The organism is Salinarimonas soli, from assembly GCF_008386575.1.
Taxonomy (GTDB): Bacteria; Pseudomonadota; Alphaproteobacteria; order Rhizobiales; family Beijerinckiaceae; genus Salinarimonas_A; species Salinarimonas_A soli.
In genome coordinates this window covers 44,490-71,059 of sequence record NZ_VUOA01000045.1, presented here as the reverse complement: position 1 = coordinate 71,059, position 26,570 = coordinate 44,490, and the positions used below count along the sequence as shown (strand labels likewise).

Here is a 26,570-nt window from a genome sequence, read left to right as displayed (position 1 = left end):
CCCTCATGCTCAGGAGCGCCCGAGGAGCGCGTCCCGAAGCACGCAGGTCGCTTGCCCCAGACGTCCGGAGGCCCCTGAAACACCCTTCGAGGCCCGCCTGCGGCGGGCGCCTAACAGCCGGCCCCCGCGAAGGCGGGGGACGAGGTGGGAGGTGGGCCGTACTTATAAGTCAGCCTCTCAGGGGAGGGGTAGGGGTGGGGTAAGCCGCGCCAGCGGCAACCTCCAGCCATGGATACGCTTCCAGCCAATGGCGAGGCAGCGGACCCGGCCCTGAGCCCGGCAGCCCCGTCGAGCCGCCCGCGCTGTCGCGCGGTACCCCACTCGTCGGCTTTCAGCCGACACTCTCCCCTGAGGGGAGAGAGGGCGCAGCGGCTCGGGACCGCTCGAGTTCGCGACTCGTAAGCAGGCGCACCGCCTCCCTCCCCTCAGGGGAGGGGCGGGCGTGGGGTAAGCCGCGACAGCGGCTGCCTCCAGAGATCGCAACGCCTCAGAACCGGGCTGGGCACCGGCGCCGACCGGGCGCCCCGCCGAGCAGCCCCGGCTTAACCCCGCGGCAACCTTAATCGGGTTACCTCGTGGCAGCGGCGCGTTGTGTTGGCCGCTGCGAGGGATGGATGAGCCAGTCGCTCAGAACAGGGCCGGGGCCGATGCCGCCGGCCGACACGCCGGTGACCCTGGCGCAGATCCTGTCGGCCGTGCGCCGCCGCTGGCTCTGGGTCGCCGTGCCGACGGTTCTCGGCCTCATGGGATCCGCCGCCTTCGTGACGGTGGCGAAGCCCCGCTACACGGCCGAGTCGAAGCTCATCCTGGAGGCTCGCGACGGCTTCTACACCCGGCCCGACAAGGAGCGCGCGAGCGATCCCCTCATCGACGACCAGGCGGTGGCGAGCCAGGTCCAGGTCATCATGTCCCGGGATCTCGCCCGCGAGGCGATCCAGCGGCTGGGCCTCGTCGGCAACCCGGATTTCGATCCCGCGAGCGCCGAGCCGGGCCTCGGGCGCCGCGTCCTCGCGATGCTCGGCGTCGCCAAGGCGCTCCCCGAGGGCCGGCCCGAGGACCGGGTGCTGGAGAAATATTACGACAACCTCTCGGTCTATGCCGTGGGCAAGTCGCGCATCGTCTCGGTGGAGTTCCGCTCCGGCGAGGCGGAGCTGTCGGCGCGGGCCGCCAACATCGTGGCCGAGCTCTATCTCGACCGGCAGGAGGCGGCCAAGAAGGACACAGCCCGCTCGGCTTCCGCCTGGCTCGGCACGAGCATCGAGAGCTTGCGGGCGCGCGTCGCGGAAGCCGAGGCGAAGGTCGAGGTCTATCGCTCGCGCAGCGGGCTCCTCATGGGGAGCGCCAACAGCACGGTTCCGGCGCAGCACCTGTCGGACCTCAACAGCCAGCTCGCCGCGGCCCGCACGTCCCAGGCCGACGCTCAAGCGAAGGCCGCCCTCATCCGCGACCTGATCCGGGGCGGGCGGTTGTTCGAGATCCCCGACGTCGCGAACAACGAGCTCATCCGGCGCCTCATCGAGCAGCGGGTGAGCCTGCGGGCCCAGCTCGCGCTGGAATCGCGCACCCTCATGCCGGCCCATCCGCGCATCAAGGAGCTCAACGCCCAGCTCGGCGACCTGGAGGGTCAGATCCGCGGCGCCGCCGAGCGCACGGTGCGGACGCTGGAGAACGACGCCCGCATCGCCGGCGCGCGCCTGGAGAGCCTGCAGGCGGCGGTGGACGTGCAGAAGAAGGTGGTGGCGGGCGCCAACGAGAGCGAGGTGCAGCTGCGCGCCCTCGAGCGCGAGGCCCGCGCCCAGCGCGAGCAGCTCGAATCCTATCTCGTGCGCTACCGCGAGGCCGTGGCCCGGGACGCCGAGCACGCCGCCCCTGCCGACGCCCGCATCGTGTCGCGCGCCATCGCGCCCCAGACGCCGTCCTTCCCCAAGAAGGTGCCCACCATCGTCCTCACCGTGCTTGCGATGCTCCTGCTCAGCATCGGCGCGATCGTGGCCCGCGAGCTCCTGACCATGCCGCCGGGCGCAAGGCCCCGCACGGACGACGCCTCCGCCGAGCCCGAGACGGAGAGCGCCCCCGATCCCTTGCCGCCCTCGCCCCCGCCCTCGCCCGGCCCGAAGCCTGGCATGGCTGGCGGCGCCCTCTCGGCGCTCGTCGACCGGCTCGGGCGGGCGCAGCCCCAGGGGCGCGGCCGGCGGGTTCTCGTCACGGGGCTCGAATCCCCCTGGCGGGCCAGGCGCCTCGCCATGGACCTCGGCCGCGCGGTCGCTACGGGCGGGCAGGCGATCCTGGTCCGCCTCGACGAGCCGGGGCCGGCCAAGGGCCCGGGCTTCGCCGAGCTCGTCTGCGGCGACGCCACCTTCCTCGACGTGATCGCCCGCGAGCCGCGCTCGACCCTGCATCTCGTGGAGGCGGGGTCCGTGGAGGGCCTGTCGCTGGCCGAGGAGGAGGACGGGATCGAGATCGCGCTCGCGGCCTTCGACCAGACCTACGACTGGGTCGTCGTGCTGTGCCACAAGCCGGACGCAAGCCTCGTCGAGCTGCTCGCCGGGCGGGTCGACGGCGTGGTGATCGCCTCGGGCGAGGAGCCCACGAGCGAGCGCCTCGTCGACCTCTACGAGCTTGCCAAGGGAGCGGGCGCCCGGGACGTGATCGTGGCGCGGGAGCCCGCCCAGGCCCAGGCCGCGGCGGCCTGAGCGGGCCGCCTCACGCGCGCCCGGCCGGGAAGGGCACCACCTCGACGAGGTAGCCCTTGCGGTCCTGGACGCTCACCACCCAGCCATCCCACTCGACCGTCGGCGGCGCGCTGCGCATGAGATCCGCCGCTACCAGCGTCGCGACCCCCTCGACCTGCCGCTTCGACCGCGCCACCCGCCCCCGCCGGTCGACGACAAGCGAGTGACCGTCCGTACAATGGAAGTAATGGATGCCCATGCCTTCAGCCCCCGGCGCGGATCTAGCCTGTCCGCTCATGCCTGTACGTGAGGGTGACGACACTCCGATGGATGCGGGGTGAAGCGAATCGGGGGAAATGGCCTGGAGGCGGGTTGTCCCCGCTATGCACGGGATTCACAGGAAAGGTTTTATCCGCCTCAGGCGTTGATCGAGGGTTGAGACCTCCCAACTCTCTCGCATGAGGATCACTCGCCGAAGTGGCTCGCGTGAAGATTGGACGGTCGATGGTTTCATACAGACCCAGGTTCCTCATACCGCCAGTTCTGCCGTTCCGCCGGAACTGGCGGCTTTACGTCCTGTTCGGCCTCTTCTTCACGCTTCTTCTTGCAGGCCCGGTCGTCCTCGAGCGGTACGGGCTTTGGCCTGACGGGCTTAAGACGGCGCTGCAGCGGAAAGTCGATGCGAAGCGGGCGCTTGATCTCGAGAAGCAGGCCCTGGAGAAGGACCTGGGCCACCGGGCGCCCTGAGGGCCGCATGCCCGGGCCGCTCCCACGCCTCTGGCGCCGGTCCGCACCCCCGGGATAGGATCGGCCCACCCCACCGTCCAGGAGCCCCGCATGTCCACGATCGCCACTGTCGAGGAGCTGGAGCGGCTCTATGGCAAGCCCTTGCTCGCCTCCACGGTGAAGGAGGTGGACCGGGTGACGCCGCATTATCGGGCCTTCATCGAGGCGGCGCCGTTCGTGGCGCTCGCGACCGCGGGCCCCGAGGGGCTCGACTGCTCGCCGCGGGGGGACAAAAGGGGTTTCGTGCGCATCCATGACGAGCGCACCCTCATGATGCCCGACCGGCGCGGCAACAACCGGGTGGATTCGCTGCGCAACATCGTGCGCGATCCCCGGGTGGGGCTTCTTTTCATGATCCCGAGGGAGGGGAACACCCTGCGGGTCAACGGGCGGGCGCATCTGTCGGTGGATCCCGATCTCCTGGCCTCCTTCGCCGTGGAGGAGAAGGCGCCGCGCTCGGTGATCGTGATCGCGATCGATACCCTGTTCTTCCAGTGCGCCCGCGCCATCGTCCGCTCAGGGCTGTGGAAGCCCGAGGCCGCGGCCGGGGGCGCGCGGCTCCCCACGGCGGGCGAGATCCTCGCGAGCCTGTCCCAGGGCGAGGTCGGCGGCGAGGCCTACGACCGCGAATGGCCGGAGCGCGCCGCCAAGACCATGTGGTGAGGGGGCTCTAGCTCTCCCAGTCGGGCTCCACGGGGCCGCGACGGCGGGTGCCGGCGAGCACCGTCACGGGGGTGCCCACGCCGACCCGCTCGTAGAGATCGTAGATATCCTGGTTGAGCAGGCGGATGCAGCCCGAGGAGACCGCCTGGCCGATGGACCAGGGCTCGTTGGTGCCGTGGATGCGATAGAGCGTGTCGCGGCCGCCCTGGTAGAGGTAGAGGGCGCGGGCGCCCAAGGGATTGTCGAGCCCGCCCTTCATGAAAGGCGGCAGGTCCGGGCGGCGGCGCAGCATGGTGGCGGGCGGGCGCCAGGAGGGCCAGCGCGCCTTGCGCCGGATCTCCGCCGTCCCCGACCACGAGAAGCCCTGGCGCCCGACCCCGATGCCGTAGCGCAGAGCCGTGCCGTCGCGGCCGACGAAATACAGGAAGCGCGCCCCCGTATCGATCACCACGCCGCCCGGGCGCCCCGGCCCCTCGTACTCCACCCGCTGGCGGCGCAGCGAGGGGTGGAGGCGCGAGAGGTCGACCACGGGCACGTCGAAGGGCCGGTCGGGGATCGCATCCACATACCAGTCCTCGGCGCCGGGGGGCGCGGCGGGATCGCCGTAGAGGTCGTCGTCGGGGATCGGGGAGCCGTAGGGCTGCGCCGCGGCCGGCGCGGCGAGGCCGGCGGCGAGAAGCGGCAGGAGGGCGCGTCGCGTCAGGGGCAAAGGTCACCTCGGGAGGGCGGACGTTTCGCCGCCTTTATCCCCGGCTCTTGGGCCAAAGCAGGGCAGTGACGCGCCCCGCGGCCTATTTCCCGAGGAGCGTCGCGAGCCGCTTGAGGTGGCGCACCGCGTCCTCGAGCTCGTTGAGCGCGATGGTGCGCGTGCCCGACTTGATGGCGCGTCCGCAATCGTCGAGCTGGTTGTCGACGATCGTCTTGATGGCGGCGGCGATCTGGGCCTTGGTCATCGGCGGATCCTGGCTTTCTCCGGCATGTCCGTGCCGACCCTCGCCAGACAGGCTTAAGGCTTCGTGAACGGGGGAGCGGATGCGGCTCCCCCGGGCGCGGTCGGGGCGTGCTTCAGGCGAACATGTAGCCCAGGAAGCGCTTGGAATCGATCGGGTCGTAGCCGAGCTGCGCCCGCAGCTTCTTGCGCAGCTTGCTGATGTGGCTCTCCACCACGCACTCGTCGACGTTCTCGTTGAACACGCCGTAGATGGCGGAGAAGAGCTGGTCGCGCTGCACGCGCTTGCCGCGGTTCTTCACGAGGTGCTCCAGGATGCGGCGCTCGCGGCGCGGCAGCTCCATGACCTCGCCGCGGATCTCTGGATCGCGGCCGTCGAAGAACACGCGGATGTCCTCCGTGGAGCGCACCTCGACGGGCTCGGCCGTCTGGGCCCGGCGGTTGAAGGCGCCGACCCGGGCCATGATCTCCTTCACGTGGACGGGCTTGCGCACCACGTCGTCGACCCCCGCCGCGAACAGGCCGAGGGTCTGCTCCAGCGAGTGGGTGTCGTTCATGGCGATGATCGGCGCGCGGCAGCGGCTCTTCACGAGGCGGGGATAGATCTCGCGGTCGGTGCACTCGCCGAGCAGGATCGCCTCGACGGCGGTGAGATCCACCTCGGCGGCGTCGCTGATCCAGCTGCCGAAATTGTCGGGGTCGAACCCGATCGCCGACACGCCCTCGCGGTCGAAGCTGCTCTTATATCCGGTGGTTACAAGCTCACGCTGGTCGACAATGATATACACGAGTAATGCCCCCAAATTTTTTGTACCCTAGTGGTACTCAGGGGTTGCGTGCAGAGCAAGCAGGAACCGAAACGGGACACCTTCCATCTTCGCGCAAGGTTGAGGGAAGGTCACTGTGCCAGATCGGGAAACGCCAAAGCCGCTGGGGAAGGCGGCTCGATAACGTCCCACAATGGGAAAATGAAACGAATTCTTAATTGTGACCTTGGGGCAGGCCGTCTCGACTTGCCGGGACCTTAGATCGGCCCTGCCGTTGCGTCAAGCCTGCTCCGGACGCCGAATCAGGTCAGCGCACCTGCGCCTTGTCGACGAAGTTGAACTCCTCGACCATGAGGTCGCGCACCACGTCGCGGCCCAGGCGGCCGTTGCTGCGCTGGACGACGCCGCGCAGGAAGGCCTGCATGTCGAAGCTCTTCATGCGGCGGAAGTCGACGTCGGGGCTCGAGAAGATGGCCTGGTAGGCCTCGTCGACGATGTAGGATTCCGGGGGCAGGGGCGCGTCGCGCAGCTGCTCGGCATCGCCCGTGAACACGAACTGCGCCACCACGTAGCCGTCGATGGCGCCGTTGGCGATGATCGGCACGGTGACCACGCGGGTCTTCTTGTAGGTGAGGCCGTAGAACCGGTCGTCGCCCTTGGCGCCCGCGGCCTTGGCCCGGTAGTCGACGACGAGATGGCTCGTCACCGCCACGACGAGGCACATCCACAGCCCCGTGAGCACGGTCCTGATCATCGCATGGCTCCGCGAAACGAGGTCGCCTCGCTGTAGGTGCCGTCGGACTCGCGCTCGTGCAGGCTCTGCGAGATGGTGCCCGCGATCTCGCGCACGGCGTCGAGATGGGTCTGGAGCACCGTGGCGTTGCGCCCGATGGCGTCGCGCAGCGCCCGGATGCGGTCGCGCAGGTGGTCGGTCACGGCGTGCTCGTTGAGCGAACGCGCGGCGCGCATGAAGTCGAGGAGGCACAGGCTCTTGCGCCGGTTGACGTCCTTCAGCTCCTCGAGCGACAGGCGGCCCAGCCCCCTGGTCTCGTGGTCGAGGAGATCCTCCAGCCGCTCGATGGCGGCGAGCATCGCCACCACGTCCGGGTGGGGCGCGTCGGCGGCGGAGGCCTCGGCGGCGGGATCGGCGGGAGCGGTATGGGCTGTCATCGCGGAATCGACCATCAGGTGAGCCGGGGAGAGGCGACGCGGGTCTGCCAGAGGGATTCGAAGAGGGCCTGGTCGCCGGGGGTGCCGGCCTTGGGGCCCTTCGGCCCATGCACGGCCGCAACCTGCTTGGCGATGCCGATGCCGCCGGCCCGCGCCATGGCGGCGCCGATCTCGTCCGCGAGGAGGCCCTTCCAGACCTGGCCCGCGGTGCCCTTGCCGAAGGCGACCTCGGATTTCGTGGGCATCATGGACTCGACGAAGCTGCGAAGCACCACCGCCTCGAACTGGCGGAAGGGGGCGTTGATGGGCGCCTTCTCCTCCGCCCTGCGCGAGGCGCCGGCGTCCGAGAGGCGCGCGAGCGTCGTGGCGGGGTCGAGGGGGCCGGACCGCGCGACGCGGCGGGCCGAGACGCCGTCGACCGCCTCGGCGAAGGCCGGCGCGTCGCCCTTCTGGGCCGCGAAGGTCTGCAGGCGCGAGGTGGCGGCGGCGAGCCGCTCGGGGTCGGCGGCGCGGACGACGTCGAGGACGATATCGGATGGCGGGCGGATCGACACGGGGGCGACCTCCAGTTTCCTCTAGGTCCCCCGACGCTACAGCCCTCCGCTTACGTGGGGCTTGCGTCGCCTGCCGCGAAGGCACCGTCGAGGTAGTCCAGGAGCTCGAGGCGCCGCCGCTCCTCCTCGCAGGCGAGCTCGGCCACCGCGACGAGCTTCTCGCAGGCCTTCACGCGCCGGGCCTGCTCCAGGGCGGCGCCGGCCTGGGCGGCCCGCTCGGCGGCGAGGCGGTGCCCTTGCGCGCTCAAGGCCTCCAGGCGCTTCGCGCCCGCCGCCACGAACAGGCCGTGGAGGGGGTTGCTGCCGTCGAGGGCCGCGATGATCGCCTCGCGCGTGGCCCGGTTCTCGTTCTCCCGGCGCTGCACCTCGGCGAGGCGCCATTCCTCCAGGCGATGCTTCTGGGCCTGCACGGACTGGATACGCTTGACGGCGTCGAGGCGGCGGGATCCGGCGGTCATGATCTAGCGTCCCGTGAGCCAGGCGGCGAAGCCCGCATGGAAGAGGCCGAGGAACTCGCCGACCAGGAAGTAGAGCCCGAACAGCCCCGCGCCGAGCATCAGCGGCATGGAGACGAAATAGATCGGGATCTGCTGGGCGAGCTTGTTGATGAGCCCCAGGGCGAGGTTCGCCACGACCCCGAAGATCAGGAACGGGCTCGCGATCCGCAGCGACAGGATGAACGCCTCGCCGATCCGGTCGGTGATCTCCACGAGCGACAGGCGGGTCTGGTAGGAGAGGGCGGGCGGCATCACCGTGTAGGAGGCGACGAGGCCGCGAAACACCTCCCAGTGCAGGTCGGTGATGAAGAGGAGCGCGGTTGCCGTCATGGTGACGAGCGTGGTCACCGGCGGCAGGGATTCGGTATCTTCCACGGGCGCGCCGGGCATGCCGCCGAAGCCGATGAAGTTCGCGATGGCGTGGGTCATGGTCTGGAGCGCCATGTAGAACAGGCGCGCGATGGTGCCGATCTTGAGCCCGACGAGGCTCTCGGTGACGATGAGGACGACGACCCGCGCCGGGTCGGCGCCCGCCGCGAGCGGCAGCACGATGTCGACGAGGGGCGGCGTGAGGGCAAGCGTCACGCCCAGCGCGATGAACAGCCGGGTCTTCATCGGTAGCCTGGCGCTGCCGAAGCCCGGCATCACCATCAGGCAGGCGCCGATCCGGCAGAAGATCAGGAAGGCCGCGAGGATCAGGTCGGCCGGGGGCACGGTCATCCGATCGCGCCGATGGAGTCGATCGTGACGCCCCGCGGGATCTCGACGTGGGAGAGCACGGGCAGGGTCGGGAAGAGGCGCTCCACCACCATGCGGACATAGGGCCGGGCGTCGGGCGCCGTGACGAGCACGAAGGTGTGGCCGTCCTCCATGCGCTGGCGGATCGCCGCCGAGGCCGCCGTGCCGAACTCCTCCAGGAGGCGCGGATCGATGTCGAACTCCACCACCTCGCCCTTGCCGTCGCGCTTGACGCTCTGGTGGAACACGAGGTCCCACCGGTTGCCGAGCCGCAGCACCTTCAGGGCGCCGCCCTCGGTGAGGTCGCCGCAGATCTGCTGCGCCATGCGCATGCGGACATGCTCCACCACCTGCTCGGCGCGGCGGACATGCGGCGCGATCTCGGCCACGGCCTCCAGGATGAGGTGGAGGTTGCGGATCGAGACGCGCTCGGCGAGCAGGAGCTTGAGCACGCCCTGGAGGCCGGAGAACGAGATCTGCTGCGGGCAGATGTCGTCGATGAGCCGCTTGTACTCCGGATCGAGCCGGTCGAGGAGCGCGCGCATGTCCTTGTAGGACAGGAGCTGCGGCAGGTTGTTGCGGATGACCTCGGAGAGGTGCGTGAGGAGCACCGAGAGGGTGTCGACCGTGGTGTAGCCGTCGCGGCGCACCTCGTTGCCGTAGGAATCCGACACCCACAGGGCTGGCATGCCGAAGGCGGGCTCGCGCACCTCGTCGCCCGGCAGGTCGGGCTTGGGCTTGCCGGCGGGCAGGATCACGAGGATCTCGCCGATGCGCAGCTCGCTCGTCGCCACGGGCGTGCCGTGGATGCGGATCTCGTAGGATTTGCGCGGCAGGGTCAGGCTGTCGGACAGCTTGATGTCGGGAACGACGAAGCCATACTGCTTGGCGAACTTGCGCCGCATCTTGCTCACCCGGTGGGCGAGCTCGCCGTGGGAGGTGAGGAGCTCGGCGGCGAGCTGCTTGCCGAGGCACAGCTCGATCTCGGCGGTCTTGAGCGATTCCTTGACCGAGTCCTTGGTCTCGACCTCCTCGCGCGCCTTCTCGGCCTGGACGGCGATCGCCTCGCGCTCCTGCTTCTCCCGCAGCTGGCGGGGCACGAACCAGCTCACGAAGGCGAGCAGGCCGCCGAAGAAGGCGAGGGGGAAGAAGGGCAGGCCCGGGGTGAGGGCGAGCAGCCCCATCACGCTCGCGGCGACCACGAGGGCGCGGGGGTGCTTGCCGAGCTGGCCCAGCACCGCCTGCTCGGCGGCGCCCCGGGTGCCGCCCTTCGACACGAGGAGGCCCGCCGCGAGCGAGGTGATGAGGGCCGGGATCTGGGTGACGAGGCCGTCGCCGACGGAGAGCTTCACGAACACGTCGACGGCTTCCGCGAGCGGCATGCCGTGCCGGGTCGTGCCGATCACGATGCCGCCGAAGAGGTTCACGGCCGTGATGATGATGCCCGCGATGGCGTCGCCGCGCACGAACTTGGAGGCGCCGTCCATGGCGCCGAAGAACGAGCTCTCCTCCTCCAGCTCGCGCCGGCGCAGCTGCGCCTCCTTGTCGTCGATGAGACCCGCCGACAGGTCGGCGTCGATCGCCATCTGCTTGCCGGGGATCGCGTCGAGGGTGAAGCGGGCGCCCACCTCCGCGATGCGGGTGGCGCCCTTGGTGATCACCAGGAAGTTCACGGTGACCAGGATCACGAAGACGATGAGGCCGATGACGAAGTCGCCGCTCATCACGAGCTTCGCGAAGCCGTCGATGACGTAGCCCGCCGCCCCGTCGCCCTCGGCGCCGTGGGAGAGGATGACGCGGGTCGTCGCCACGTTGAGCGACAGGCGCAGCATCGTCACGATGAGGAGCACGGTGGGGAAGGCCGAGAACTCGAGCGGCTTCCCGATCCAGAGCGCCACCATCAGGATCAGGATGGAGAGCGCGATGGAGAGCGCGAGCCCGAGGTCGATGAGCACGCTCGGGATGGGCAGGAACAGGATGGTGAGGATGAGGACGATGCCGGTCGCGAAGCCCACGTCGCGCAGGCTGCGGCCCGCCGTTTGGGCGGCGGGAAGCGTCGCGGAAGTCGTCATGCCGATCCTCGTCCCACTCTAGACCCGCCGACCATGCCGGACGAGCCTTGCGCGAGGGTGACGGCGATGTCGCCCCCGCCAGCGACCCCTACCGGAGCAGGCGCCGGCTAGAAGCCGTGCTCGATGCGCGAATAGGCGCGCTCGGTGAAGGTGTAGATCTGCGAGCCCATGAAGGGGGCGGTCGCTAGGATCATGAGCAGGACCGCCACGATCTTCGGGATGAAGGTGAGCGTCATCTCCTGGACCTGGGTGAGGGCCTGGAGGAGCGCGATGGCGATGCCGATCACCATCGCGACGACGACGCAGGGCCCGGAGGCCGAGATCACGGTCCAGATGAGGTCGCGGACGAGGTCGAGGGAGTCGATGGCGTTCATCAGCGGATCGACACGCCGGGGCCCAAGGGGAGGGTGCGCCCGTCGCTCAAGGTCGCGACCGCGCCCGATTCCGCGATGCGGATCGAGGCCACCTTGCCCGTGACCGAGCCGTCGGCGGACGACACCTCGCGGCCGATCATGCCCGTGGCCTGGGTCAGGGCCGAGGCCGAGAGCAGGCTGTCGAGCTTCTTGTTGGCGTTGAGCGACTGCTCCACAAGGGCGAACTGCGCGAACTGGGCGACCTGCTCGGTGCCCTTCATCGGGTTCGTCGGATCCTGGTTCTTCATCTCCGCCACGAGGAGGCGCAGGAAGGCGTCGTAATCCATCTTGTTGGAGCGCGGGGGCGCGGTGCCCGCGGGGGCGCCGGCGGTGGGAGGGGCGGCGTTGACTTGCATGGGGGCCTCCTCAGGCGGCGCGGGTGGATGCGGCGGGGCGGGCGAGGATGCGGTCCTCGGCGGGAAACAGGGTGCGCAGGATCTTAAGGGCGTCGAAGTTGCGGCCCGCCTCGATCTGGGCGCGCACCTCGGCGAGGCCGTCGAGGATCTCGGGCGACGAGAAGTGGCGCGCCGTCGAGGCGTGGTAGGTGTCGAACAGGACCCGGGCGGCCGGCGCGTTGATCGGATCGACGAACATGGCCTGGATCGTGAAGTAGAGCTGGCGCAGCGGCGTGGTGGTCTCCTCGGGCTGCATGACGTGGTTCTCCATGAGGAAGACCACGTCGTTGAGAAGCTCCACCGTCACCTTGCGGTCGACCTGGAGGACCGCGCCGTTGATGTAGACCTTCTCGCCGGCGCGCAGGGACAGACGCATGGTCTTGCTCACTTGAGCCCCTCGCAGATCGTCTGGTTGATCTCGATGAGGTCCTCGAAGCTCGTCACGCGGCCGAAGCGGATGTTCTCGACCTCCTTCATGACCCACAGGCCGATGGAGATGAGATCGGCGCGCAGCGCCTCCGGCAGGTCGTTCTCGGGGCCGGCGAGATCCTCGATCAGGATGGCCCAAAGGCTGCGCACGTAGTGGAGGGCCTCCACGGTCTCGCGGGACTCGGGGCCGGCGTCCCGGGCGATCTTCAGAAGAGCGATCCCGCGCTCCATGGCCTGCCGCTCGTGCATGCGGGCCTCGCTGCAGGTGTCCTGGACGATCTCGGCGTAGGAAAACTGATACATCACGGCCTCTTCGGGGAGGGTTGCAAAACGGTTTCGAGGATCGGGGCCGCTCAGATGTACTTGAGCAGGCTGAGCTGGCGGATGCGCGCCGTCACCGAGTAGGACATCTCGACCTGGGTCATCAGCTCGTTGAGCCGCGCCGCGGTGTCGTACTTGTCGACGCCCTCCAGGCCGAGCACCTCCTTGTTGAGGATGTCGCGCTGGATGGTGAGCTTCTCGTTCGCGGTCTTCACGCGGTTCTCCGCGACGCCGAGGCGGCCCTGGAGGTTGGCGAGGTCCGACACCGCGCCGCCCGCGACCTCGGTCGCCTTGCGCACCACGGCCTGGTAGGTCTCGGGCGCCAGCCGCTCGCCGCCGAGGTCCGACAGCATCGTGTAGGTCATGGCGAGCTTGCGGATCGAGCGCTCGTTGGTGTTCACGGAGGTGTCCACGAGCTCGCTCGTCGAGATCCGCGACTTCACGTTCGTGTCGGAGGCCGACGACCAGGCGCTCCAGGCGGGATCGTCGAACAGGGCCGTGAACTGGTTGTCCAGGAAGTCCGCCATGTCGGCCGCGGGGATCGAGGACACGGCCGGATCCGTCTGGGCCATGCCGAAGCGGGCGAGGAACGCCGCGTCGACGGCCGCCTTGGCGGGGGAGGGCGGGGTCGTGGCGTAGTCGGCGATGGGCTTCACGTCGGTGTTGATGCCCGCGAAGATGTGCTGCCCGTTGAAGTTCGTGTTGAGCGTCGCCGTCATCGACTTGAGGTCGAGGGCGGCCTGCGGCCCGGCGATGCCGGCAGCCGCGGGGTTGTTGCGCAGGGTCACGAGGGTGGCCACCGTCTGCTCGGCGGTCTCGCGCACGCCCTTGAGGGCGGCCTGCGAGGTGTCGAGCCGCGAGGCCACCATCCCGTTGGTGTCGAGGATCGCATCGATCCGGCCCATTTCCTGGCGCAGCTCCACGGCGTGCCCGGTGCGATGGCCGAGCTGGAGCCCGACATCGGCCCAGCGTCCGGAGGACAGCTCCTGGGAATGCTTGGCGACGTCGCCCTGCATCTTCATCACGGACAGGCGGGTCGCCTTGGCGACGGCCTGGCTCGACACGAATGTGGTCTTCATGGCTTTCAGGGCCTCGCTGCGTCGAGAAGGGTCTTGAGCATGGTGTCGACCACGGTGATGACCCGGGCCGACGCGCCGTAGGAGCGCTCCAGCTCGAGCATCAGCGCGAGTTCCTCGTCGAGGTTGACGCCCGTCTGGTTCGACAGGGCCTCGCTCGTGCGCTCCAGGAAGGTGTTGTTGTAGTCGCTGACGTCGTTGGCCTGCTTGCGCGACCCCTCGAGCCAGCTCGCCGAGGCCGCCATGTAGCGGGTCAGCGAGGCCGTGGGGTTGATGCCGGCGGCGGGCGAGAAGGCGCGGGGCGCCGAAAGCCCGTCGATGAGCTGCTGGAGCCGGCCCGAGAACGAGGCGTCGTTCGTGGGATTGTAGGCGACCGTGAAGCCGTCGCGCAGGCGCGCCAAGCTTCCGCCCGCCTCCGGGTCGGCGAGCGGGTTGGCCCGCACCGCGCCCGCAAGGCCCGTCGCGGCGGGGTAGCCCGGCGCGGTGAAGAGCCCCTGGCCGCCGCCGCCCTCCGAGAAGGCCTCGATGAGCCCCCGGGCCGCCTCGTCGATCTGGCGCTGGTAGGTGACGGCCGTATCGTCGCGCAGGACGGCGTTGCCGAAGATGCGCCCCGACTTGATCGGCATCGTCGAGGTGGGGCCCGTGATCGGCACGCCGTCGAGGACGACGGCGGCGCCGGCGGAGCCGGGCCCGAGACCGAAGGTGCGGGCGAAGGTGAGGGTGCGGGGCGTCTTCTCGAAGAGGGTGACGCCGCTGTCGGTGTAGAGCGCCACGTCGTTGTTGGCGCGGTGGACCACGGAGACGCCCATCTCCTCGGAGATCTGCGACAGGAGCTTGTCGCGGACGTCGAGCTGGTCCGTGACGTCGGCGCCCGTGACCGTGCCGAACACGATCTGCCGGTTCACCACCTCGAACTTGGCGAGAAGCGAGTTCACCTGGTCGACAGAGGCCGCGATGTCGCCGTCCGCCTTCTGGCGCACGCCCTGGGTGACGGCCTGGGCGTCGTTGAGCTGGCCCGCGAGATCCTTGGCGCTGTTGAGGAGGTTACGGGCGAGGATCGTGTCGCTCGGCGTGTCGCCATAGGTCTGGAGCGCGGCCGAGAACTTGCCGAGCGCGCCCGCGAGCGACGTGTCGTTCTCGGGATCGCCCACCGTCTGGGCGAGCGCCTTCAATCCGTCGAGCTGAGCCTGGGACGAGGCGGCCGTGGAGGTCGCCCCGAGCATCTTGAGGAACAGCGCCATGTCCGTGGCGCGTTGGACCGAGCCCACGCGCACCGAGCCGATGCCGAGGGTCGTGACGATGCCGGCCTTGCGCGAATAGGAGGCGTCGCCCGCGCCCGAGATGTTGCGCGAGGTGATCGCCGTCTGGCTCGCCGTCGCGGAGAGCGACGACTGGGCGGAATTCAGCGCGACGGAGAGGCTCATGGGATCGGTCCCGGGTCTGGGCTGAGGATCAGCGCTTCAGGTTGACGAGGAGCTCGAGCAGGTCCGAGCCGGTCTGGAAGGTCTTGGAATTGGCCGTGTAGTTGCGCTGGGCCTCGATCATGGCGGTGAGCTCGCCAGCGAGATCCACGTTGGACTGCTCCACGGCGCCCGCGACCACCTTGCCCAGGCCGCCGTTCTCCGGCAGGCCGATCTGCACGTCGCCCGATTCCATGGTGGCCGCGTAGACGTTGCCGGCGAGCGGCTTCATCCGGTCGGGGCTCGGCACGTCGGCGAGGGGGATGCGGAACGAGGCCTTGCGGGTCCCGTCCTCCATGATCGCGAACACCGTGCCGTCGGTCGAGATCTCGACGTCGCGCACCGCGCTCGGCGCGTTGCCGTTCACCGCGGCGCGCAGGACCGTGTATGGGGCCGCAACCTGGGTCGAGCCGTTCATGTCGAGGTCGAGGGTCGCGCCGCCGGGGATGGTGATGCTGAAGGCGCCCAGACCCGAGCTCTGGCCGAAGGTGTCGAACCCGATCGCGAAGGGGCCGCTCGTCGTGCCGTCGACCGTGGCGCTCACCTCCCAGCTGCCCGTGGCGCGCACGGCCGGGGGCACCACGTCCGGGGTCTTGTTCGTGAAGGTGAGGTTGATGGTCTTGCGGTTGCCCAGGTTGTCGTAGGCCACGAGCGAGGATTTCACCGTGCTGTTGAAAGCCGAGTTCGCCGGCAGGTTCGCCGCGAACTGGCCCGCCGTGGAGGGCGTCGCCTCCAGCGCCAGCTGGTTGAGGGTCACGGGCACGAGGCTCGCCATGCTGTTGGCGGGCAGCGGGGCCATGACGCCGTCGGTGATCGGCGCGCCCATGAGCTTGAAGCCGCCCGCGTTGACGAGCTCGCCGTCGGAGTTCTTCACGAAGGAGCCGGCGCGGGTCAGGAAGGGGGTGCCGGTCCCGTCGCTCACCACGAAGAAGCCGTTGCCCTGAACGGCGAGGTCCGTGGAGGAGGTGGTGAACTGCAGGGCGCCCTGCTGGCTGATGGCGTAGCGCACGTTGGGCGTCACGCCGCCCGAGGTGTAGCTCCCGGCTTCCGAGTCCAGGATCATCGAGGAGAACTGCGTCTCCGCGCGCTTGTAGCCGTTCGTATTGGCGTTCGCGATGTTGTCCGCGACGGTCGCGAGCTTCGTCGACTGTGCCGACATGCCGGACACGCCGGTCCGCATCACCCCATAAAGGCTCATCCCAACTCTCCTGTCGGATCGTGCTGGGACGGATTGAACGCCAACAATCTTGCGCGTGGCTGACGCGCCGCTGACTTTCGCGGATCGCTTTTACACATTGGCAGGAAATTGATCAAGAAAAAAGAGGAAAACTCGACGCGAATACGTTTTGTTAACGAATGCAAATCATTCGCTTTGCTTTGGTGGGCGAACGAAAAAAAGCCGACCACGCTCGCGCATGGCCGGCCGCATCGGTCGTGTCGTGGATCTCTACTGCACCACGAGGTCGGCCTGGAGGGCGCCCGCCGTCTTGATCGCCTGGAGGATGGCGATGATGCCCGTGGGCTTGAGGCCGATCTGGTTGAGGCCGCCCACCAGGGTCTGGAGGCTCGATCCGTTGAGGATCGCGAGCTGGCCCGGCTTCTCCTCGGCCTCGACGCGGGTGGTGGGCAAAACGACCGTGTCGCCGTTCGAGAGCATGTTGGGCTGCGAGGCGACGGGGGTCTCGGTGATCCGGACCGTGAGGTTGCCGTGGGTGACCGCCACGGTGGAGACCTGCACGTCCTTGCCGATCACCACCGTGCCCGTGCGCTCGTCGATGACGACGCGGGCGGGGGCGTCGGGCTGGACCACGAGATCGCCCACCTCGGCGAGGAAGCGCACCGGGTTCACCCCGGCCGGGTTGACGAGGAGGATCGAGCGATAGTCGCGCTCGTAGGCGCCCCGCGCGCCGAAGCGGCGGGTCATATGCTGGTTGATCGCGTCCGCCACGCGCACAGCGGTGCGGTAGTCGGGGTTGCGCAGCTCCAGCACGAGGGAGCGCAGGGTGCCGAAATTGTCGGGCAGCTCGCGCTCGACGAGGGCGCCGTTGGGCACGCGGCCGGCGGTGGGCACGCCGCGCGTCAGGCTTTCGGCGTCGCCCGCGGCGTTGAAGCCCGTGACCGCGACGGGTCCCTGCGCCACGGCGTAGACCTCCCCGTCGGCGCCCACGAGCGGCGTGATGACGAGGGTGCCGCCCAGAAGCGAGCGCGCGTCGCCGAGCGCCGAGACCGTGACGTCGATGCGCGAGCCGCGACCGGCGAAGGGCGGGAGCTCGGCGGTGACGACCACGGCCGCGACGTTGCGGGCGCGCAGCGTCGAGCGCTGCACGTTGACGCCCATCCGGTCGAGCATCGAGCGCAGGGACTGCTCCGTGAAGGGCGAGTTGCGCATGCTGTCGCCGGAATTCGGTAGGCCGATCACGAGGCCGTAGCCCACGAGCTGGTTCTCGCGAGCTCCTTTGAGCTTCGTGATGTCCTTGATCCGGGTGATGCCCTCGCCCCGGCCGCCGTCGTCCGCGCGCGGCGCCGAGAGGGGGAGGAGGGCGAGGAGGAGGGCGAGGGCGAGCCCGGCGCGCAGGCGCATCACCGGCTCCCGACCCTGAGGGTGCCGTCCGCCTGCACCGTGCCGACCACGACGAGGCCGCTGTCGATGTTGCGGGCCCGCACCATCTCGCCGACGCTGCCCGACTGGAGGGGCGAGGCGAGCGCGCTGATGACGAGGCCGTCCTGGGCGAATACCACCTGGACCGGGGTGCCGCGCACCACGAGCTTGGGGTCCTCCACCGCGTTGATGGGGATCAGCTGGCCCGGCGCGAGGGTGCGGCGGGCGACCTTGCCCACGAGCACGCGCCGGCTGTCGACGGCCTGCGGCCGGTCGGCCATGCCCGGGAACTCGCGGTCCTCGATGATCGAGTCCCGGATGGTCTCGCCGGGATAGATCGTGACCGTGGGCACGGGCCACGGCCGCCCGTCGGCGAGCGCCGGCAAGGCCGGGCCCGCGAGGAGCGCCGCGAGCGTGGCGAGGGAACGCAGAACGCGTGCGGGCATCGACATCGCTCAGCGCATGCCCTTCGAGACCGTCGCGGCCATCTCGTCCGCGGCCTGGATGATCTTCGAGTTCATCTCGTAGGCGCGCTGCGCCGAGATGAGCTGCGTGATCTCCTTCACGGGGTCGACGTTGGCGGACTCGAGATAGCCCTGGTGGACCTTGCCGAAGCCGGGCTCCCCGGCCACGCCCGTCACCGCGGCGCCCGAGGCCGTGCTCTCGCGGTAGAGGTTGCCGCCGAGCGGGGTCAGGCCCGCCTCGTTGGCGAAGTTCGAGATCTGGAGCTGGCCGAGCTCGCGCAGCTGCGCCTGCCCGTCGATGCGGGCATAGACCTGGCCCGACTGGTTGACCACGATCTCCACCGTGTTCTGCGGCACCGTCATGACGGGCTGCACCACGTAGCCTTCGGCCGTGACGATCTGGCCCTCGGCATTGGTGTTGAACGCGCCGGCCCGGGTGTAGAGCGTCTCGTTCTCGGGGCCCTGCACCTGGAACCAGCCGCGCCCGTCGAGGGCGAGGTCGAGCTTGTTCGTGGTCTGGGTGAGCGCGCCCTGCGAATGCAGGTTGCGGATCGCGGTGGTGCGCACGCCGAGGCCCAGATTGGCGCCCTCGGGCACGGCCGCCTCGCCGGCCCGCGTCGGCACGCCGTGGAGCCGCTCGGTCTGGTAGAGCAGGTCCGTGAACTCGGCGCGGGCGCGCTTGAAGGCGGTGGTGTTGATGTTGGCGATGTTGTTGGCGATCACTTCGACATTGAGCTGCTGAGCGTTCATGCCGGTGGCCGCGATGGCGAGAGCACGCATCGGAATCTCCTCAAATCGCCATACGGCTGATTTCTTGGTAGGCCGAGACCACCTTGTCGCGGACCGCCATGGCGGTCTGGAGCGACTGCTCGGCATTCATCACGGCCTCGACCACCTGCTGCACGGACGCCTTGCCCTGCATGCCCATGATCGACGTCGCCTCGGCGGACTTCAGGCTCTGGACGCCCTTGGCGGCGATCTCCGACATCACGTCGCCGAAGGTCGCGGGGTTGACCGCGCCGCCACCGGGCGGCGCGAAGGCGATCGCGGCGGTCTTGGTCGCAGCCGTTGACGCGCCGGCGGGGCCGACGCTCGATGCGAGGGAGGACACGGCGTCGATCATCACGAGTTCCTCAGGAGGTCGATGGTCATCGAGATCATGGAGCGGGCCTGCTTCACGACCTGGAGGTTGGCCTCGTAGGAGCGCGAGGTCTCCCGCATGTCGGCCATCTCGATGAGCATGTTGACGTTGGGCAGCTTCACGTAGCCGCGCTCGTCGGCTGCCGGATGGGACGGATCGTGCTCGACCCGGAACGGCGCCCGGTCGACGCCCACCGACTTCACGTCGACGAGCTTGGCGCCCACCATCCGGTCGAACTCGCCCGTGAAGGTGAGGGTCTTGCGCCGATACGGGTCGGCGCCCGGCGCGTTGCCCGTGGAGTTCGCGTTGGCGAGGTTCTCGGAGATCACCTGCATGCGCGAGGACTGGGCCTTGAGGCCCGATCCCGCGATGGTGAGGGACGCGGTCAACGGATCGATCATCGCTTATCCCTTGATGCTCTGGAGGATCATGCGGTGGAAGGACTTCACGATGGAGGTGGTCAGCGCGTAGTCGCGGCTGACATCGCCGGCCTTCATCAGCTCCTGCTCGGTGCTGACGGAGTTGCCGGACACCGTGGTCTTCCAGCTGTCGGAGGGCTTGAGCGCGTCGGCCTTGGGCTGGCGCGCGCTGTCGAGATGGCCGGACTGGGTCGCCGTCATGGTGAGGCGGGTCTTGTCCATCACGTCGGAGAACGGCTGGACGTCGCGCGCCCGGTAGCGGGGCGTGTCGACGTTGGCGATGTTCTCCGCGATCGCCGACTGGCGCACGGACAGCCACTTCGTCTTCCGCGAGGCGAGATCGAACAGGTGGACGGCTTCCAAGGCGAGCTCCCGACGAACCGGACGATGCACCCTAAATGGCGCGGCTTGCGTCAGGCTTGTGGAGCGAGAGGCGATCTGGCCGGCTCCCTGGCCGGGAGGGTTCGGGTCGGCCTGAATGCGCTCGACCCCGCCGACGGCGCGGCCGTGGCGGGGTCGATCTTGGGCGGTTGCGCGCGAGGCTCGTCCCCTCGCGGGATGCCCGCTACTCGAACATCTTGTCGAGATCTTCCTTGGTCTGCGTTCCGGCCTCGTACTCGCGTCTTCCCTCGCGAAGGACGTGCCGCATATACGCCTGGAGCAGCAGGCCGCTCTCCACCGAGATACCGTAGTTCTCCTCGAACCGGCCCTTGTTGCGCTGGAACTTACCCCCCGTCGCCCCATCGTCATTGACGGTGAAGACGACCTCGGTCGAGGCCTTGCCGTCGACCTTCTGCCCCTCCGGAGGGCAGTTCTCGGTGGGCAAGCAGTCCACGCGCTTCTCGTAGCGCCGCCGAAGCTTGCGCTCGTGAGCCGTGACGGACCAATCGTGCAGCTTAAGCAGAGCCCGACGGGTACGGTCGAGTTCTTCGGGGCGCATCTCGATCACGGCTCGGGTCCGGTCGTTGCGGGCCTCCGGATCGATGAAGCGAAAGCGGAAGACGAGACGTCCGTCCTCCTTCACGTCCGGCTCGATCCAGAACTCGCCGGATTCCTTGGTACCCGGTATGTAGTAAGGAACCTTAGGGTAGATCTCGGACAGCTTGCGGGCCGAGATGTACTGGTCGAAGTCGTTCGGGCGGATGGACGTCTGGTATTTCGAGGCTTCCCGCAGCTTGTCGCCCTTTGACTTGCGCAACTCGCCCAGCCGCGCTTCAATGGCCACGATCGTCTGATCGATGGCTTGGACTGGCTCCTTGCCGGAGCCCCGCAGGAGCCGCTGCTCCTCGATCAGGCTGCTCAGCACGACGATCTGGCCGTCCAGGTCGCATATTCCGTGCCCAGACCCTGGACCACCACGTTGACGGTCGTGTTGCTGACCTGCTGCTGCACCACGACCTCCTGGTTCACCACCGTGTCACCCCCGACGGGAGCGCCGCTGCGGATCGCCTGGAAGCGGGCGAAGAACTCCTCCGACACGGGGACGAAGCTCTGCTTCCCCCGCTGGCGGCAATAGGTGCGATTGTTCGTGGCGCGCGCGCAGTCATAAAAGCCCTCGAGCACGAACTGCTGCGCCGTCGCATCCGCCGCCGTCACCACCGCCGCCGTGCCCAGCACGGCGGCCCATTTCACGAAGCCGCCCATCGGAGGATGTCCTTCAGCTGAAGCAGACGGTCTCGACGGACGTACCGCGCTTGCCGTCCGGAAGCGTGATCGTCTCCTCGACCTTCGAGCACTTCCGGCCGTCGGCGCTGGCGACCTTGCCCTTGTTCTTGTAGGTGGCCTTCGCCCCTTGCTTTCCCGAGGACCAGTTCGCGGACTTGCCGCGAGCTGCGCTCTGGAGGGCGCTCTGCCGCTTCTGCTGCTCAGCCTGGCTCAGCTGCTGGAGGATGGTGCCCATCGCGACGCCGATGATGCCGCCCACCATGGCCCCGCCGGCGCCGCCGCGACTGCCAGCGGCCGCTCCGATCGCGCCGCCCAGCATCGCGCCGAAATCCTGCGCGTGGCCGGCGGTGGTGGAGCTGACGAAGATCGCCGCAGCGGCGATGATGCAAAGTCCGGACTTCATTCCACAACCCTTCTCTCTTGACCTAGGAATTTTGGCATGAGGGTTGTTGAGAAACGGACAACGACACCCAACTTTGGGTTTTATCGTAAACGTGCCGTTGCATTACGGTCAAGCTTCCATCGTGGCGTGGTTCGCGCGCATGGAGAGCCTTGCGGATCGGCGGACGCAACTCCTGCTCGGCTTTCGCGGGTGGGCCGTCCTGCCCCGCCTCGTCAGCGGGCACGCCAGGTGGGTCCGCGCGCGGCCCGCCAGATACGGCGGAGCGGCGGGTCGTGGCGCCGGGTGTCGAGAGGCGCCCGTCAGACGATGCGGAGGAGCCCAGCGCTACCCGACGTCGGCGCCGCCGGCGCGGTGCTTGAGCAGGCGGGCGTCCTGGAGGGCGTGGCGCAGGCGCTCGGTGTTCTCCGGCGGGCTAGCGGCGGGTGAGGCGATCGTGACCGCGTGGATGGCGACGCTCGCCTTGAGGGCCGCAAGCGTGAGGCAGAAGAACACCGTCACATCCTCGTGGCAGAACTCGAGATCGAAGGCGACGGCGGGCGAGCCGCCCCAGCGCAGGTCGATCTCGGCGCGCAGGCCGTAGCGCAGGGTGCCGGGCTTGAAGAAGAGCTCGGCCGAGGAGGCCACGAGATCGTCGATGTTGCCGTGCTTCTCCTGGGCGATGTAGCGGGCCAGGATCGAGACGTCGACCAGGCGCAGCTCCGCCGCGACGTGCTGGACCGCCTCCGCCAGGAGCTTCTCGCGTTCGCCGATCGTGGCATCCATGACGTCGCCCATTGGTTAATCAAACCTTCCCGGCCATTTTTCTATTGTCACTATAGAAGACGTACAAAAGCTCCGCAACAACCCTGTAAAATTCTGGGGGTATTTGTTGGTCGATTTCGACGCTGTCGTACATCGACCTTACCAAAGGTTTGTCCTCGACCACCGGAATCCCATGGGATTCGGCGATCTCGCGAATCTTCAACGCGATGAGGTCCTGCCCCTTGGCCACGACGACCGGCGCGCCACCCTCCTCGCGCACGTAGCGCAGCGCGATGGCGTAGTGGGTCGGGTTGGCGAGCACGATCGTGGCGCGGGGCACGTCGGCGATCATGCGACGGCGGGCCCGGTCGCGGGCGAGCGAGCGCATGCGGCTCTTCACGAGGGGATCGCCCTCCGCCTGCTTGTGCTCGTCCTTGATCTCCTGCTTCGACATCCTGAGGTCCTTGCGCCACTGGAAGCGCACGAGCATCAGGTCGGCCACCACGAGGATCACGGTGACGATGCACACGGCGGTGAGCAGGCGCACGGTGAGGGCGAGGGTGAGCTCGGGCAGCTGGACGGGATCGGTGAACATGGCGTTCACCAGCCGCCAGGAATCGGTGCGGGCGAGGCCCGCCACGACGCCGGTGACCATGCTGATCTTGAAGACGGCCTTGCCGAACTCGGCCCAGCCCTTCGCGCCCATGATGCGGCCCCAGCCCGACAGGATCGAGAGCCGCGAGAGCTTCGGCTCGATGCGGTCGGCCACGAAGCGGGGAGAGTTCTGGAAGAACGACGCGGCGATCCCGAAGACCGCGAGCATGCCGAGGAAGGGAGCGAGCGCGCGACCCGTCTCAAGGGAGAGGACTTCGAGGAGCTTGGTCGCATCTGTGCCATCGCGAAGCGTGAATCCTCCCGGGTCGTCCAGGAACCGGCCGAGCAGGCCGATGATGCCATGCAGGGAGTCGCCGACGAGAAACGAGAAGTAGAGTAGGGTCGCGAGCATCGCCGCGAAGGTGCCGGCCTCCTTGGACGCGGGCACGTTGCCCTTCTCGATCGCATCGGAGATCTTCTTCTCCGTTGCGTCCTCGGTTTGGCTCTCCTTGTCGGCGCCCTCGGACATGCCCGTGTCCTGCCCTTATGAGCGCCGCGGCGGGCGCGACGATGCCTAGCGGTAGACCGGGGCCTCCTCGCCGTCGGGATTGAGCTCGATCTCGCCGCGCCCCGCCATCTCGAGGGCGAGATCCGTGATGAAGCGGCGGGCCTCGGCGACGTCGCGCTGGGGCACGGGCTCGCCGGTTTCGAGCTCGGCCTCCACCATGCGCCGGGCCCGCGAGCCCATGGCCGAGAGCAGGGCGTCGCGGAAGGCCGGGTCGGTGCCTTTCAGGGCGACGACGATGCGCTCGTTGGGGACGAGGTCGAGGATCGTCATGCGGGCGCGTGGCGCGAGCTTGATGAGGTCCTCGAAGGTGAAGAGCAGGCCCTTCAGCACCTCGGCCGTCTTCGGCCGGGCCTGGGCGAGGCTCTCCAGCACGTCCTCCATCTGGTCGCGCTCCATCTTGTTGATGATGTCGGCCATGCGGGCGTGGGTGTCGACGCCCATGTTGCGGGCGAAGTTGAGCATGAAGTCCTCGTGCAGCGTCTTCTCGACGATGCGCATGGTCTCCTCGACCACGGGCTTGAAGCTCAGCATGCGCCGCATGAGGTCGTTGCGCAGCGCCTGGGGCAGGAGGCCCATGACCTTCGCGGCGCAGGCGGGCTTCACCTTGGACAGGATCAGGGCCGCGGTCTGCGGGTGCTCCTTCATGAGGTAGGCCGCGAGGATGCTCTCGGAGACGCCGGAGATCCGCTCCCAGATGGAGCGGTTGGTGTTGCCGAGCACGTCCGACATGATCTCGGCGACCTGGTCGCCGGGCAGGACGCCCGTCAGCAGGCGCTCCAGCTCCTTGGCCGTGCCGTAGAGGCTCGTGCCGTGGGAGAACTCGTGGGTGAACTCCTCCACGATCCGTTCCAGCTCGGGAGCCGAGATGGGGCCGAGATCCGCGGCCGAGCGCGAGATGCGCTTGAGCTCCTCGGGCTCGAACCGGCCGAGCAGCCGGCCCGCGAGGTCCTTGCCCACCGCGAGAAGCAGGGCCGCGACCTTGTCGGGCCCCTGCAGGACGCGGGGCGGCGGGCCTTCGAGCTTGACGGGGGCGGACATGCCCATGGGCTCCTCTCCTGGATCGTGTGCTTAGAGGGCGGGGCCGGGCGCGGGGGCGCCAACGATCTCGGTGAGGGAGACGCCGAAGCGGGAGCTGTCGTCCTCGACCACCACCACCTCGCCGCGGGCCACGACCCGGCCGTTCACGACCACGTCCACGGGCTCGCCGACCCGGTGATCGAGGGGGACGACGGCGCCGCGGCCGAGCTTCATGAGGTTGGCGACGGGCATCGTGGCCGAGCCCAGCACCACCTGGAGGGACACGGGGATGCGCATGATGGCGTCGAGGTTGCGCGGCCCGCGGCCCTCGCCGCCCTCGTCGGCCGAGAACGCGACGGGCTCAGCGGGGATCTCGGCGGCCTCGGGGGCGGGGCGGGCGGTGCTCTTCTTCATGGGGTCGGCTTCCTATCGACGGTAGGGCGGATCAGGCGGGGGTGGCGCCGGACGCAAGGCGTACGGTCGGCCATTGATGGGCTTTGGCGGCCCGGACCGGAGCGGCCGGCGCGGGCTCGGGCTCGCGGGCTGCCGCGGGGGCGGCCCGCTCAGGCGTCCAGGCGGTGACCTTGCGGGCCGGAGCCGGCTCGGGCAGGGGGGCGGCCTTCGGGAGCGCGGCCGCGACGCGGGCGGCGGCCTTGACCTCGGGTTTCGGCTCGGGCCTCGGCGCGCTCCGGGTGTCCGTCCGGGCCTCGGGAGCGGGCGCCGCGGCGCGAGCGCGGTGCTCGTCCTTCAGGGCGCCGAGCAGCATGTTGGCCCGGTCGATCTGCTCGCCCAGGGCCACGAGCACGGAGCCCGCGTCGTCCTGGATGCCCCGCACGGCGCCCTCGACGCTCTCCACGGCGCGGCTCGTCTGGGCCAGCACCGCGATATATTCCGCGTTGGCCCCGCGGAACCGGCGCAGCTCGCGGTGGAGGACCGCGGCATAGACCGTCACCAGGGCCAGCATCGCGACGAGGCCGACGTCAAGCGCCGTGTAGATCATTGATGAACTCCTGGTCGGGGTCGACGACATCGTCGACGCGGAGCGTATAGGCGCCGGCGCTCTGGCCGAGCTGGCACTGGAAGAGGGGCTGCCCGTTGCACTCCAGGCGCACGGGCGTCATCGGCGTCGCCTGGAGCTCGATCACCTGGCCGACATGAAAATCCGCCACCTCGCCCAGATCGATGAGCTGCTCCTCCAGAACGGCGCGGAGCGTGACGCTGGTGCGCTGCACCTCGCTCTGCATCTGCTTCGACCAGCGCGGATCGGTCGGGCCGACGTCGCTCGACACCACGTGGGCGAGGCTGCGGCGCATGGGGCTCAGCGCCGATTGCGGGATGATCACGAACATCTCGCCGCCGCGGCCGAGCGCCATGATGAGGATCTTGGCGACCACGGCCTGGTTGTTGCGCCGGCCGATGATGGCGAAGTCCATGCGGGTCTCGACCCGCTCCAGCTTCAGGCTCGTGCGCGAGACGGGGGCGAAGGCGGCCTGGAGCGCCTTGCCGGCCTCCTCGAACAGGCTCTGGGCCACCCGCATCTCGATGTTGGAGAAGGCCCGCTCCTCGTTCACCGGCGGCTCGGAGCCGTCGGAGCCGAACAGGACCTCCACCATGGTGAAGATGAAGTCGCGGTCGAAGCCCACCAGGATGCGCGTGTCCCAGTCGACCGCATGGTACATGCCGGCGACGGCGTTGGACTCGTAGGCCTCCAGCACGTCGCCCATGCGCCCGCCCTCGATGTTGCTCACCGAGAAGTAGGAGGGCGAGGCCGAGAGGCGGCGCAGGCCGTCGGCGCAGTAGGTGGCCACGCGGTCGAAGACCACGTGGAGCATCGGCAGCCGATCGATGGTGATCCCGGCGGCGTCGAGGAGGCGGTCGGAGATCCCGCCGGGGACCGCGGACGCCGCGGCGGCCGCGACGGCTGCGGGGATCTCGGCCTCGACGGCCTCGGGGGCGTCGTCGGCGAACAGGGCGTCGATGTCGATGTCCTTCATGGG

35 protein-coding genes are annotated in these 26,570 nt (G+C 69.1%); 3 read left to right on the top strand and 32 right to left on the bottom strand.

Annotated elements, in window-relative coordinates:
• Positions 1-614 precede the first annotated feature (614 nt).
• The gene (locus F0L46_RS23460) at positions 615-2,693 is read left to right on the top strand and encodes a GumC family protein (RefSeq protein ID WP_149822045.1); all 2,079 of its coding nucleotides are present in this window, start codon (positions 615-617) and stop codon (positions 2,691-2,693) included.
• A gap of 10 nt (positions 2,694-2,703) precedes the next feature.
• Here F0L46_RS23460 and F0L46_RS23455 read toward each other — a convergent pair whose 3' ends face one another.
• Positions 2,704-2,931, bottom strand: a complete 228-nt coding sequence (locus F0L46_RS23455; protein WP_149822044.1) for a DUF6894 family protein — start codon at positions 2,929-2,931, stop codon at positions 2,704-2,706.
• Between the two features lie 218 nt (positions 2,932-3,149).
• Between F0L46_RS23455 and F0L46_RS23450 the strand changes: the two genes are divergently transcribed.
• Together F0L46_RS23450 and F0L46_RS23445 are read left to right on the top strand one after the other, a co-directional pair.
• Complete coding sequence (locus F0L46_RS23450) at positions 3,150-3,419, top strand: hypothetical protein (RefSeq protein ID WP_149822043.1); 270 nt, start codon at positions 3,150-3,152, stop codon at positions 3,417-3,419.
• Between the two features lie 90 nt (positions 3,420-3,509).
• Complete coding sequence (locus tag F0L46_RS23445; RefSeq protein WP_149822042.1) at positions 3,510-4,121, top strand: pyridoxamine 5'-phosphate oxidase family protein; 612 nt, start codon at positions 3,510-3,512, stop codon at positions 4,119-4,121.
• Between the two features lie 7 nt (positions 4,122-4,128).
• On the opposite strand, the gene F0L46_RS23440 is transcribed toward F0L46_RS23445, so the two are convergent.
• The 31 genes from F0L46_RS23440 to F0L46_RS23295 all read right to left on the bottom strand — a co-directional run bounded on the left by F0L46_RS23440 (position 4,129) and on the right by F0L46_RS23295 (position 26,567).
• Positions 4,129-4,824, bottom strand: a complete 696-nt coding sequence (locus F0L46_RS23440; protein WP_149822049.1) for a L,D-transpeptidase — start codon at positions 4,822-4,824, stop codon at positions 4,129-4,131.
• An 88-nt stretch (positions 4,825-4,912) separates the two neighbouring features.
• Positions 4,913-5,074 (bottom strand): hypothetical protein, encoded by a 162-nt coding sequence (locus F0L46_RS26345; protein ID WP_188312110.1) that lies wholly within the window; start codon positions 5,072-5,074, stop codon positions 4,913-4,915.
• 112 nt (positions 5,075-5,186) lie between these two features.
• Positions 5,187-5,858, bottom strand: coding sequence for a response regulator transcription factor (locus F0L46_RS23435; protein WP_149822041.1), 672 nt, complete (start codon positions 5,856-5,858; stop codon positions 5,187-5,189).
• Positions 5,859-6,144: 286 nt separating this feature from the next.
• The gene (locus F0L46_RS23430) at positions 6,145-6,591 is read right to left on the bottom strand and encodes a hypothetical protein (RefSeq protein WP_149822040.1); all 447 of its coding nucleotides are present in this window, start codon (positions 6,589-6,591) and stop codon (positions 6,145-6,147) included.
• Positions 6,588-7,007, bottom strand: a complete 420-nt coding sequence (locus F0L46_RS23425; RefSeq protein WP_149822039.1) for a hypothetical protein — start codon at positions 7,005-7,007, stop codon at positions 6,588-6,590. Before F0L46_RS23425 ends, F0L46_RS23430 begins: the two co-directional genes overlap by 4 nt.
• Before the next feature lie 14 nt (positions 7,008-7,021).
• Positions 7,022-7,561: a rod-binding protein gene (locus F0L46_RS23420; RefSeq protein WP_149822038.1), complete on the bottom strand. Its 540-nt coding sequence runs from the start codon at positions 7,559-7,561 to the stop codon at positions 7,022-7,024.
• A gap of 50 nt (positions 7,562-7,611) precedes the next feature.
• Entirely contained in the window at positions 7,612-8,019 is a 408-nt protein-coding gene (locus F0L46_RS23415) for a hypothetical protein (protein ID WP_149822037.1), read from the bottom strand.
• Positions 8,020-8,022: 3 nt separating this feature from the next.
• A complete protein-coding gene (gene fliR / locus F0L46_RS23410) occupies positions 8,023-8,778 on the bottom strand; it encodes a flagellar biosynthesis protein FliR (protein ID WP_149822036.1) in 756 nt (251 codons plus the stop codon).
• The gene (gene flhA, locus F0L46_RS23405) at positions 8,775-10,868 is read right to left on the bottom strand and encodes a flagellar biosynthesis protein FlhA (protein ID WP_149822035.1); all 2,094 of its coding nucleotides are present in this window, start codon (positions 10,866-10,868) and stop codon (positions 8,775-8,777) included. The genes fliR and flhA overlap by 4 nt, the downstream gene beginning before the upstream one ends.
• A 107-nt stretch (positions 10,869-10,975) precedes the next feature.
• Entirely contained in the window at positions 10,976-11,242 is a 267-nt protein-coding gene (fliQ, locus tag F0L46_RS23400; protein WP_149822034.1) for a flagellar biosynthesis protein FliQ, read from the bottom strand.
• Positions 11,242-11,637 carry a flagellar hook assembly protein FlgD gene (flgD, locus tag F0L46_RS23395; RefSeq protein WP_149822033.1) on the bottom strand — a complete coding sequence of 132 codons (396 nt, stop codon included), beginning with the start codon at positions 11,635-11,637 and terminating at the stop codon, positions 11,242-11,244. The genes fliQ and flgD overlap by 1 nt, the downstream gene beginning before the upstream one ends.
• A 10-nt stretch (positions 11,638-11,647) precedes the next feature.
• The gene (gene flbT, locus F0L46_RS23390; protein WP_149822032.1) at positions 11,648-12,052 is read right to left on the bottom strand and encodes a flagellar biosynthesis repressor FlbT; all 405 of its coding nucleotides are present in this window, start codon (positions 12,050-12,052) and stop codon (positions 11,648-11,650) included.
• 8 nt (positions 12,053-12,060) lie between these two features.
• Positions 12,061-12,408, bottom strand: a complete 348-nt coding sequence (gene flaF / locus F0L46_RS23385) for a flagellar biosynthesis regulator FlaF (RefSeq protein WP_149822031.1) — start codon at positions 12,406-12,408, stop codon at positions 12,061-12,063.
• A gap of 50 nt (positions 12,409-12,458) precedes the next feature.
• Complete coding sequence (locus tag F0L46_RS23380) at positions 12,459-13,505, bottom strand: flagellar hook-associated family protein (protein ID WP_149822030.1); 1,047 nt, start codon at positions 13,503-13,505, stop codon at positions 12,459-12,461.
• A 5-nt stretch (positions 13,506-13,510) separates the two neighbouring features.
• On the bottom strand, positions 13,511-14,926 hold the full coding sequence (gene flgK / locus F0L46_RS23375) for a flagellar hook-associated protein FlgK (RefSeq protein ID WP_149822029.1): 1,416 nt from the start codon (positions 14,924-14,926) through the stop codon (positions 13,511-13,513).
• A 28-nt stretch (positions 14,927-14,954) separates the two neighbouring features.
• Positions 14,955-16,160 carry a flagellar hook protein FlgE gene (locus tag F0L46_RS23370; protein WP_149822028.1) on the bottom strand — a complete coding sequence of 402 codons (1,206 nt, stop codon included), beginning with the start codon at positions 16,158-16,160 and terminating at the stop codon, positions 14,955-14,957.
• A gap of 249 nt (positions 16,161-16,409) precedes the next feature.
• Complete coding sequence (gene flgI, locus F0L46_RS23365) at positions 16,410-17,543, bottom strand: flagellar basal body P-ring protein FlgI (RefSeq protein WP_149822027.1); 1,134 nt, start codon at positions 17,541-17,543, stop codon at positions 16,410-16,412.
• Positions 17,543-18,007 (bottom strand): flagellar basal body P-ring formation chaperone FlgA, encoded by a 465-nt coding sequence (gene flgA / locus F0L46_RS23360; RefSeq protein WP_240540128.1) that lies wholly within the window; start codon positions 18,005-18,007, stop codon positions 17,543-17,545. Before flgA ends, flgI begins: the two co-directional genes overlap by 1 nt.
• A gap of 9 nt (positions 18,008-18,016) precedes the next feature.
• Positions 18,017-18,805: a flagellar basal-body rod protein FlgG gene (flgG, locus tag F0L46_RS23355; protein WP_149822025.1), complete on the bottom strand. Its 789-nt coding sequence runs from the start codon at positions 18,803-18,805 to the stop codon at positions 18,017-18,019.
• A 10-nt stretch (positions 18,806-18,815) separates the two neighbouring features.
• Positions 18,816-19,148: a flagellar hook-basal body complex protein FliE gene (gene fliE, locus F0L46_RS23350; protein WP_149822024.1), complete on the bottom strand. Its 333-nt coding sequence runs from the start codon at positions 19,146-19,148 to the stop codon at positions 18,816-18,818.
• Entirely contained in the window at positions 19,148-19,567 is a 420-nt protein-coding gene (gene flgC / locus F0L46_RS23345; protein WP_149822023.1) for a flagellar basal body rod protein FlgC, read from the bottom strand. Before flgC ends, fliE begins: the two co-directional genes overlap by 1 nt.
• A 3-nt stretch (positions 19,568-19,570) precedes the next feature.
• The gene (flgB, locus tag F0L46_RS23340) at positions 19,571-19,948 is read right to left on the bottom strand and encodes a flagellar basal body rod protein FlgB (RefSeq protein ID WP_149822022.1); all 378 of its coding nucleotides are present in this window, start codon (positions 19,946-19,948) and stop codon (positions 19,571-19,573) included.
• Between the two features lie 202 nt (positions 19,949-20,150).
• The gene (locus F0L46_RS23335; RefSeq protein WP_149822021.1) at positions 20,151-20,891 is read right to left on the bottom strand and encodes a hypothetical protein; all 741 of its coding nucleotides are present in this window, start codon (positions 20,889-20,891) and stop codon (positions 20,151-20,153) included.
• Positions 20,885-21,229 carry a hypothetical protein gene (locus F0L46_RS23330; protein WP_149822020.1) on the bottom strand — a complete coding sequence of 115 codons (345 nt, stop codon included), beginning with the start codon at positions 21,227-21,229 and terminating at the stop codon, positions 20,885-20,887. Before F0L46_RS23330 ends, F0L46_RS23335 begins: the two co-directional genes overlap by 7 nt.
• 13 nt (positions 21,230-21,242) lie before the next feature.
• Positions 21,243-21,653 (bottom strand): hypothetical protein, encoded by a 411-nt coding sequence (locus F0L46_RS23325; protein WP_149822019.1) that lies wholly within the window; start codon positions 21,651-21,653, stop codon positions 21,243-21,245.
• A 324-nt stretch (positions 21,654-21,977) separates the two neighbouring features.
• Positions 21,978-22,415 carry a BspJ family T4SS effector nucleomodulin gene (locus F0L46_RS23320; RefSeq protein WP_149822018.1) on the bottom strand — a complete coding sequence of 146 codons (438 nt, stop codon included), beginning with the start codon at positions 22,413-22,415 and terminating at the stop codon, positions 21,978-21,980.
• A gap of 19 nt (positions 22,416-22,434) precedes the next feature.
• Positions 22,435-23,517: an EscU/YscU/HrcU family type III secretion system export apparatus switch protein gene (locus tag F0L46_RS23315; RefSeq protein ID WP_149822017.1), complete on the bottom strand. Its 1,083-nt coding sequence runs from the start codon at positions 23,515-23,517 to the stop codon at positions 22,435-22,437.
• Between the two features lie 45 nt (positions 23,518-23,562).
• A complete protein-coding gene (locus tag F0L46_RS23310) occupies positions 23,563-24,600 on the bottom strand; it encodes a flagellar motor switch protein FliG (protein ID WP_149822016.1) in 1,038 nt (345 codons plus the stop codon).
• A 24-nt stretch (positions 24,601-24,624) separates the two neighbouring features.
• Positions 24,625-24,987, bottom strand: coding sequence for a flagellar motor switch protein FliN (gene fliN, locus F0L46_RS23305; RefSeq protein WP_240540127.1), 363 nt, complete (start codon positions 24,985-24,987; stop codon positions 24,625-24,627).
• Between the two features lie 31 nt (positions 24,988-25,018).
• Positions 25,019-25,573: a hypothetical protein gene (locus F0L46_RS23300; RefSeq protein ID WP_149822015.1), complete on the bottom strand. Its 555-nt coding sequence runs from the start codon at positions 25,571-25,573 to the stop codon at positions 25,019-25,021.
• Complete coding sequence (locus tag F0L46_RS23295) at positions 25,554-26,567, bottom strand: flagellar motor switch protein FliM (protein ID WP_149822014.1); 1,014 nt, start codon at positions 26,565-26,567, stop codon at positions 25,554-25,556. The genes F0L46_RS23300 and F0L46_RS23295 overlap by 20 nt, the downstream gene beginning before the upstream one ends.
• Between the last annotated feature and the right edge of the window lie 3 nt (positions 26,568-26,570).